The following is an 8,467-nucleotide window of genomic DNA, read 5'->3' as shown; positions in this document are numbered from 1 at the left end:
GGCGGTCCGTCCGACGCCCAGGGCATCGGCCGCCAGACCGGTCAATGCGTCGGCCGCGGCGTCGACGAGATCGGGCCGGCGGCCGTAGTCACCCAGCTCCGCCACTGCGGCGTCCGCCGGGTACCCGGCATCGGCGCGAGGGTCATCCGCACCGGCGCCGGATCCGCCATCCGGGGTCGGATCCGCCGCTGCCGCCACCGAGGGAAGAACAAGTGCCGCAGCCCGGCCGTCGTAGGCGGCGGCCCGCTCGTGCCAGCCGAGCTGACGCAGTAGTGACCCCTGCGTCGAGGCGGCGAGTGAGAGCAACACCGGATCGGTGGTCGCCGCGGACAGGCGGCGCAGCGCCGCACGGGCGGCGGCGTAGTGACCCCCGCCACCCAGAGCGACCGCTCGCCACCACATTTCGAGGGGATTCGCCGGTTCCGGCAACTCGGCAGCGGTTCGGCCCGTCCGCGCACCGAAAGCGGCGTGGACGGCTGGGCGGGAATCGGATTCGAGGCGAGTGCCGGGGGCGATCACCGGAGCACTGTACCGGTCAGCGGATCGGCTACCGCGCCGAACGCGGGTACCGCCGCGGAAATTCGAGGATCCAGCTATCTTTCAGCACCGATCCGAGCGGCGGTGTTTCCATCAGGTTAATCTCCGCCCATCAATCCATGAGCGACCGCGCATCGAATTAGAGGACGTTTCGCTTAATTAACCTGAAGGCCCCTCCCCGGCCATCTGTGATCGTATCGAGATCGGGGCACCTTAACCCATCGTCTCGATCCGCGGGGCGGATTTCGGTCCGGACCTATCAGGCGCCCGTGAAAGGGCCGCGCCCACCTGCGAATACGCCGACCAGCACGGACAGCCCAGTTGAGCCGACAACAGGCCAACCACACAGTATCACCGGGCGATTAGCGAAAGTAAACAGTCGGCGAGGTTAAATTCAGCGCGCAAAAGACCCGATAATTCAGGGCGTCAAACTGTTGACGGAATTTCCTCGGTACCCCTAACGTAACTCATCGCCACGGACGGCGCCGGGCGAAAACGCAACGGATGCCGACGGCAGCGGTGCACAACGGCCGACGCATGTGGCCCCGCGCGTTCGCCCGGACGCCCGGGCACCGCCGGAGAAGTTGTACTCATCACTCGCTCGACAATGCCGACGAGCTCGCGTCTACGAGGAGTTCCCCCATGCCCATGCCCACCCACCTTCCCGGACCGAACGCCGATGTCTGGGACTGGCAGATGCGCGGTTCCTGCCGGGGTGTGGACTCGGCGGTGTTCTTCCATCCCGACGGTGAACGCGGTAGAGCGCGGGCGGCCCGCGAGCTGCGCGCGAAGGAGATCTGCCGGTCGTGCCCCGTGCTGATGCAGTGCCGTTCGCACGCGCTGAAGGTCAGTGAGCCCTATGGCATCTGGGGCGGAATGTCGGAAACCGAACGGGAGATGCACGCCCGGCGCAACCGGCGCCGAATGGCGGTCTGATGGGTCGGCGCCGGGGGCGATCCCGCCCGCGGCCCGTTCACGCCGGTAGCGCACGCGCAATACCCACGGCGGGCGCAGCCGCGCGCATGGCCCGCCCGTAGCCGCGCACAGCCGGAACTACGCCCGCCGTGTGCCCGCCTGCCCGCAAACGGCCCACAGAGGCAGCAGGAGCGGCGGTACGCCGGTCGGCGACGGGGAGTAGCCCGTCTGTAGCCGTAGCGACGACGGGGCACGCGTGGCGACCCGGCCGGCCGCGGCCCGTCACGGACCACGGCCGGCGACTGCGCAGGTAGCGGGGCCGCGTCGCTCCCGGCAGCGCGACACCGCGTTTTCCGCGGGGCCGCATACGCTCTCGGTTATAGCTTGCGGTTATTGTTATGACCGATGACACAGGAGAGTATCGAGCTCTCAGCGCTGCTACAGCGCTGCGGCCACTCGGATGCCGAGGCTTTCGCCGAACTCTACGACCGGACCCGCACCCGGGTCTTCGGTCTGGTGTTGCGTGTCCTACAGGATTCCGGGTTCGCCGAAGAGACCACCCAAGAGGTCTACCTGCAAACATGGCGCACGGCGTCGAGTTACGATCCGGCGCGCGGCTCGGCGGTGACCTGGCTGATGACACTGGCGCATCGCCGCGCGGTCGACCGGGTGCGCGCCGAACAGGCCCACACCCAGCGCGAGATCGCCTACGGGGCCCGGGTACTCGGACACGAATACGACGAGGTCATCGAGGAGGTCGAGCGCAAACTCGATCACCAGGCCGTGGTCGTCGGACTCCGCACCCTGACCGAGACCCAGCGCGAGGCGATCTCCCTCGCCTACTACGACGGACGGACCTATGCCGAAGTGGCCCGCCATCTCGATATCGGGCTACCGACCGTCAAATCCCGTATTCGCGACGGTCTGCTGAGGCTGAAGAAGAGTATGGGGGTCCCGGCCTCCCTCGGCGACCGGCGACCGATACGAGAACGGGCCGTTCACATTCCACAGCGGATGTGAACGGCCCGTTCCGGTTCGGCGGCCGGTTCTCACCGGGACGGCGGGAAACGGCGAGCCGGACCGCGATCAGTGGGCGTGGCCGTGCCCGTGATCGTCTTCCTCTTCGGCGGGCTTGTCCACCACGGCGCTCTCGGTGGTGAGCACCATCCGGGCCACCGACGCCGCGTTGATCACGGCCGACCGGGTCACCTTGACCGGGTCCACCACACCGTCGGTGAGCAGATCACCGTAGGTGAGAGTGGCGGCGTTGAAGCCCTCCTTGCCCTCACCGACCTTGCTGACGACGACGGCACCGTCGACACCGGCGTTGGTGGCGATCCAGTACAGCGGAGCCCGCAGCGCGCCGCGCAGCACCTCGGCGCCGACCGCCTCGTCGCCGGACAGGCCGGCGATCAGCCCGTCGAGCTTGGCGCCCGCCTGGACCAGCGCTGTACCGCCACCGGGGACGATGCCCTCCTCGACCGCGGCCTTGGCCGCGCTGACCGCGTCCTCGACCCGGTACTTGCGCTCCTTGAGCGCGGTCTCGGTGGCCGCGCCGACCTGGATCACCGCGACGCCGCCGGCCAGTTTGGCCAGCCGCTCTTCGAGCTTCTCCCGATCCCAGTCGGAATCGGTGGCCTCGATCTCGCGGCGCAGTTGGGCGCTGCGGGCGGCGATATCGTCGCCGCTGCCCGCGCCGTCGATGATGGTGGTGGTGTCCTTGGTGACCACCACGCGCCGCGCCGAACCCAGCACGTCCAGACCGGACTCGCGCAGGGTGATACCCAGGTCCGGGTTGACGACGGTGCCCGCGGTGACCACGGCCAGGTCGTCGAGGAACGCCTTGCGGCGGTCACCGAAGAACGGCGCCTTGACCGCTACGGCCTTGAGGGTCTTGCGGATCGAGTTGACGACCAGGGTGGACAGCGCCTCGCCCTCGACGTCCTCGGCGATGATCAGCACCGGCTTACCGGATTCGGCGATCTTCTCCAGCAGCGGCAGCAGGTCCGGCAGAGAGCTGATCTTCTCGCGGTGCAGCAGCACCAGCGCGTCCTCCAGCACGGCTTCCTGGCTGTCGCCGTCGGTGATGAAGTACGGCGAGAGGTAGCCCTTGTCGAACTGGACGCCCTCGGTGACGACGAGCTCGGTCTGCAGGGTCGAGGACTCCTCGACGGTGACCACGCCGTCCTTGCCGACCGTGGTCAGTGCCTTGCCGACCATTTCGCCGATGACCTCGTCCCGCGAGGAGACGGTGGCGACCTGGGCGATGGCCTGTTCGCCGCTGACCGGGGTGGCCGCGGCCAGCAGGGCCTCCGATACCGCGTCGGCGGCCTTGGCCAGGCCCGAGCCGATGGCGATCGGGTTGGCGCCCGCCGCGATGTTCTTCAGTCCGCCGCGCACCAGGGCCTGGGCCAGAACGGTCGCGGTGGTGGTGCCGTCGCCGGCGACATCGTTGGTCTTGGTGGCGACGCTCTTGACCAGCTGGGCGCCGAGATTCTCGAACGGGTCCTCGAGATCGATATCACGCGCGATGGTGACACCGTCGTTGGTGACGGTGGGGCCGCCGAACGATTTGGCCAGCACCACATGCCGGCCCCGCGGGCCGAGAGTGACCTTGACCGCATCGGCGAGTTTGTCGACACCGCGCTCCAGCGCCCGGCGAGCCTGCTCGTCGAACTGGATCTGCTTTGCCATATGTCTTCGCTCCTGTATCTGGTGCGCTTCGAGTTGTGTGGCACAACGCACTCCGCCCCGGGTCACCGTGCGACACCGGGGCGGAACGCATGCGCGGCAGTCGATTACTTGCCGACGACAGCCAGCACGTCGCGCGCGGACAGGATCAGGTATTCCTCACCCTGGTACTTGATCTCGGTACCGCCGTACTTGCTGTAGATGACGGTGTCGCCCTCCTGGACATCCAGCGGGATGCGCTTCTCACCTTCGTCGTCCCACCGGCCGGGGCCGACGGCGACAACGGTGCCCTCCTGCGGCTTCTCCTTGGCCGTATCGGGAATGACCAGGCCGGAGGCGGTCGTCGTCTCGGCCTCGTTGGCCTGGACGAGGATCTTGTCCTCGAGCGGCTTGATGTTCACGCTCGCCACGTTGAGCCCTCCACTTTCAGGGGATAACGGTCGTCCGGAACTGTTGTCCCGGACCATCGATTCGGTCACGATGCTGACCCTGCGCATAGCCCCGTCGTCGCGGGTGCCGGGACCGCCTGCTCAGTGGTCAAGCCTGGCACCGGGCAACAATCGGTGCCGACTAGCACTCTATACATGAGAGTGCCAGCGCTCAAGGGCGGGCGCTGCCAATCCGGGATCGTTCGGAAACGATTCGGTCTCACTGTCACCAAGACGCCATCGGCCGTGCTCGCTGGTCGCCGGGGTTGAGAGCACGAAAGCCGGGTAGACCAAGGGAAAGAGGGCTTCCCAATAATTCTCCGACTCTGTAACGTTCGGATAACAGATCGTGACACCATGTGTGATGGTTGTTCGCGAAACCACCGTTCACCGCAGACGACGGCGGTTTCGCGAACACCTTTCGGCGTGCCCGGACCTCACCATCCGGCACGACCGCCGAGTCCACTCGAAGGGAGGTGAAGAGAGTATGCGCACATCGCTCGGCATCTCCGCCGGCAACGAAGTCGTGTGCTCCGCCCTGGTCACCACCGCGGCCAACGGCGCCCGCACCTTCGACTACCGGGTGGTCTCCGCGGACGCGCATTCCGATCTGGGGGATCTGGTCGCCTCCTCCATCGAGCTGATGACCACCCAGCTCCCCGCCAGCCATTCGCACGAGGCCGTTTTCGGCACCCAGCTGCCCGCGACACAGACCTCCGGGCTCGACGTGATGGCCGACCGCCCGCCCACCGGTGTCGCGGTCGCCTACCGGAGCAAGGAGCAGGCGCACGCCATCCGGCTCGCCACCGGTAAACAGCGCGAACCGCAACTGGTTCCGGAGACCACCGCGGCACTCACCTTCCTGCGTGACACCGGCCTGCTGGACCGGTACGCCACGGTGGCCGTGGTGGACCTGGGCGCCTCCGGCTGTACCGTCTCGGTGGCCGACCCGGCCGACGGCACCGTGCTGCACACCGCGCGGTCCACCGCGGTCAGCGGCCGCGCGGTCGACGACCTGCTCTACCGGCATCTGGTCGATCAGCACTACGCCCGGCGCGGTACCCGGCCCAATCGCAGTGTGCTGGTGAACCGGGCCCGCACCGCCAAGGAACACCTGTCGGTGACCCAGGCCGTCACCATCGACCACATCGCGGGCAAACCACTCAAACTCACCCGCGCCGATTTCGAATCGCTCACCGCCGGGGTATGGCGGGAGATGGCGCGGTTCGCGTCGATGACCTTCGGCCTCGCCGATCGCGCCCCGGAAGCGGTGGTGGTGATCGGCGGCGGCGCGAACATCCCGGCGGTCCTGGAGACCCTGCGCGGCGAACTGGGGCTCCCGGTGCTGACCGTGCCGGACCCGGATGCCGTGATCGCCAAAGGCGCTGCGCTGCTCGCCGATACCGCCCGCTCCACCTCGCCGATCGGCGCCCTGGCTCCGGACAAGTCCGGTAACACGCTGCTCAAGGCGTTCGGCACGGTGGCCGGCGCGATTGTGGTGGTGGGACTGATCGTGGGGTACGGGGTGAACACCATGGCCCCCAGTTCGGACGAAGAGGTCTCCCCCGCCGGCACCACCAGCAGCGCGCAGCTGCCCACCACCGCCACCATCGCTCCGACGACCACCACCGTGGTGCCCGGCACCACCGAGGAACTTCCGCAGCAGCCCGTCGAAGAGCCCGCCGATGCCGGCGAGCCGAGTACGACATTCGCCGATCCTCCGGTGACCGGCGAACCCGGCACCGGCGAGTATCCGTCGACGAGCGAGGTCCCCTCCACGTCGGGCGAACCGTCCACGAGTACTACGCCGAGCACGGAGCCGTCTCCGCCCACGCTGCGGCCGGATCCGAATCTGCCGCATATTCCGTTCCCGGAGGGAGTGGGTCCGGGCACACCGGTCCCCCCGCCCGCGCCGGGTCAGCTGCCGACGGATCAGCCTTCCACCTCGGACGTACCGCCCCCGTCCGGATCACGGGAAACTCAGACAACTCTGGAGGTTCCGCCTCCGCAACCCCCTCGACTGCCCAACTCGGGTTCGGCGGGATAGCCGTCCGCCGCCGCACGGGTGCCTGTACGCGATACCACCGGGTCCCATGCCGGCCCCGACATTCCCGACCGGTCGCCGAATCGTCCCCGATGCGGCGGAAACACCCGTCCGGGAAGGACGGCGACCTCTCCGTGGCACCGGTGCGCACGCCGGGATCGTGGTCGACCGCGTGTACGAACACACCGGAAGATCCGGTCACGGTTTCTCATCGCGGCAGGGTCGCCGGCGCGGCCCGCGGGAACCGTTCTCCTCGGCGCGCCGAATACCGGGGTGGGCCGGGTCAGCCCACCTGGCTGACCGATACGGGCAACCCGGGATCGGAGGCCACCGACAGCGCTGACGGGGCCGCGCCCCCACCGATCACATGTGCGCCCAGCGCCGCGATCATCACGCCGTTGTCGGTGCACAGCCGGGGTTTCGGGATACGCAGCGTCAAACCCGCGGCGGCGCATCGTTCCTCGGCCAGCGAGCGGATCCGCGTATTGGCGGTCGCGCCGCCGCCCAGTACCAGGGTGTCCACGCCCACATCCTGCGCCGCGCGCACCGCCTTCATGGTGAGCACATCGGCGACGGCCTCCTGGAACGAGGCCGCGATATCGGGAATCGGCAGTTGTTCCGGTTCGACGCCCTGGCGGGCCTGTGCCTCCACATAGCGCGCGACCGCGGTCTTCAACCCGGAGAAGGAGAAGTCGTAGCGCGGATCCCGCGGTCCGGTCATACCGCGCGGGAAGGCGATCGCCGCCGGGTCACCGGTGACCGCGGCCGCGTCCAGCGCAGGACCGCCCGGATAGCCGAGACCCAGCAGCCGGGCCACCTTGTCGAACGCCTCGCCGGCGGCATCGTCGACCGTACTGCCCAATTCGATCAGCGGTTTCGACAGATCCTCGACATGCAGCAGGTGGGTATGGCCGCCGGAGACCAGCAGCGCCACACAGGGCGGCATCGGCCCGTGCTCGAGTGTGTCCACCGCCACATGTCCACCGAGATGGTTCAACGCGTAGAAGGGGATATCCCATGCCGCCGCATAGGCTTTGGCCGCCGCCACCCCGACCAGGAGCGCACCCGCCAGACCGGGACCGATGGTCACCGCCAGGGCATCGGGTGCGGCGATCCCCGCGGCCGCGAGCGCACGCCGCATGGCGGGCACGATGGCCTCGAGATGGGCCCGCGAGGCGATCTCTGGTACCACACCGCCGAATCGGGCGTGCTCGGCCACACTCGAGGCGACCTCGTCGGCCAGCAGCTCACAGCTGCCGTCGGGACGGCGGCGCACGATACCCACTCCGGTCTCGTCGCAGGAGCTCTCGATGCCCATGACGATCACGACAGCACCCCGTCCGGGGTCCGGGCACCGAAGACCACCGGGACGTCCTCCAGCGCCGGACGGCGCATCGTGTACGCGTCGGCGCCGCTGGGGTGGTAGTAGTTCTTGCGCAGGCCGATGATGTGGAAGCCGTGCTTGGCGTACATGGAGATCGCGGCCGTGTTGTCGGTGCGCACCTCGAGGAACACCGGCCCGCCCCGCCGCCCGGCCTCGGCGAGCAGCGCCTCCAGCAGCAGCGTGCCGATACCGGCCCGGTGACACGTCGGATCCACCCCGATGGTGTGCACCTCGGCCTCCGGGTGCCGGGCGTCACCGAGCAGCGCTATTCCCGCGTAGCCCACCATGTTCCCGGCATCGTCGCGGGCGGTGATGTAGCGGTTGTAGCCCGCGGCCAGCTCGGAGCGGAATGCCACGGCCTGCCACGGATCGTCTTCCGGGAAGAGTAACTGCTCCAATTCCACGCAACCCGCGATATCGGCCGGCTCCATGGGTTCGATACGAATTCCCGTACTACGAACTCCCATT

The 8,467-nt window shown here is 68.5% G+C and carries 7 protein-coding genes and 1 pseudogene; 3 read left to right on the top strand and 5 right to left on the bottom strand.

Going from position 1 to position 8,467, the window contains the following annotated elements; translation table 11 throughout:
- Positions 1-519, bottom strand: a pseudogene (locus tag ON38_RS04505) (hypothetical protein); the annotation flags it as partial.
- A 660-nt stretch (positions 520-1,179) separates the two neighbouring features.
- On the opposite strand from ON38_RS04505, the gene ON38_RS04500 reads away from it, so the two are divergent.
- Positions 1,180-1,473: a WhiB family transcriptional regulator gene (locus tag ON38_RS04500; protein ID WP_030522224.1), complete on the top strand. Its 294-nt coding sequence runs from the start codon at positions 1,180-1,182 to the stop codon at positions 1,471-1,473.
- A 384-nt stretch (positions 1,474-1,857) separates the two neighbouring features.
- On the top strand, positions 1,858-2,472 hold the full coding sequence (gene sigK / locus ON38_RS04495; protein ID WP_083872245.1) for an ECF RNA polymerase sigma factor SigK: 615 nt from the start codon (positions 1,858-1,860) through the stop codon (positions 2,470-2,472).
- A gap of 66 nt (positions 2,473-2,538) precedes the next feature.
- On the opposite strand, the gene groL is transcribed toward sigK, so the two are convergent.
- Complete coding sequence (gene groL, locus ON38_RS04490; RefSeq protein WP_039822584.1) at positions 2,539-4,146, bottom strand: chaperonin GroEL; 1,608 nt, start codon at positions 4,144-4,146, stop codon at positions 2,539-2,541.
- 104 nt (positions 4,147-4,250) lie between these two features.
- The gene (gene groES / locus ON38_RS04485; RefSeq protein WP_030522227.1) at positions 4,251-4,553 is read right to left on the bottom strand and encodes a co-chaperone GroES; all 303 of its coding nucleotides are present in this window, start codon (positions 4,551-4,553) and stop codon (positions 4,251-4,253) included.
- Between the two features lie 505 nt (positions 4,554-5,058).
- Here groES and ON38_RS04480 point away from each other — a divergent pair.
- Entirely contained in the window at positions 5,059-6,618 is a 1,560-nt protein-coding gene (locus ON38_RS04480) for a DUF7159 family protein (RefSeq protein WP_051164366.1), read from the top strand.
- 280 nt (positions 6,619-6,898) lie between these two features.
- Here ON38_RS04480 and tsaD read toward each other — a convergent pair whose 3' ends face one another.
- Positions 6,899-7,942, bottom strand: coding sequence for a tRNA (adenosine(37)-N6)-threonylcarbamoyltransferase complex transferase subunit TsaD (tsaD, locus tag ON38_RS04475; protein ID WP_039822582.1), 1,044 nt, complete (start codon positions 7,940-7,942; stop codon positions 6,899-6,901).
- Positions 7,939-8,466 (bottom strand): ribosomal protein S18-alanine N-acetyltransferase, encoded by a 528-nt coding sequence (rimI, locus tag ON38_RS04470; protein WP_039822581.1) that lies wholly within the window; start codon positions 8,464-8,466, stop codon positions 7,939-7,941. Before rimI ends, tsaD begins: the two co-directional genes overlap by 4 nt.
- Position 8,467 lies beyond the last annotated feature (1 nt).

Origin of the sequence: Nocardia testacea NBRC 100365 (genome assembly GCF_000308775.1) — a bacterium.
Taxonomy (GTDB): Bacteria; Actinomycetota; Actinomycetes; order Mycobacteriales; family Mycobacteriaceae; genus Nocardia; species Nocardia testacea.
Note: the sequence above shows the minus strand (reverse complement) of the source record. Positions and strands in the feature narration are given on the sequence as shown.

Excerpts from the sequence above, each read along its gene's own strand:
- ON38_RS04500 (WP_030522224.1), top strand. The coding sequence starts at position 1,180 with ATGCCCATGCCCACCCACCTTCCCGGACCGAACGCCGATGTCTGGGAC.
- sigK (WP_083872245.1), top strand. The coding sequence starts at position 1,858 with ATGACACAGGAGAGTATCGAGCTCTCAGCGCTGCTACAGCGCTGCGGC.
- groL (WP_039822584.1), bottom strand. The coding sequence starts at position 4,146 with ATGGCAAAGCAGATCCAGTTCGACGAGCAGGCTCGCCGGGCGCTGGAG.
- ON38_RS04480 (WP_051164366.1), top strand. The coding sequence starts at position 5,059 with ATGCGCACATCGCTCGGCATCTCCGCCGGCAACGAAGTCGTGTGCTCC.
- rimI (WP_039822581.1), bottom strand. The coding sequence starts at position 8,466 with ATGGGAGTTCGTAGTACGGGAATTCGTATCGAACCCATGGAGCCGGCC.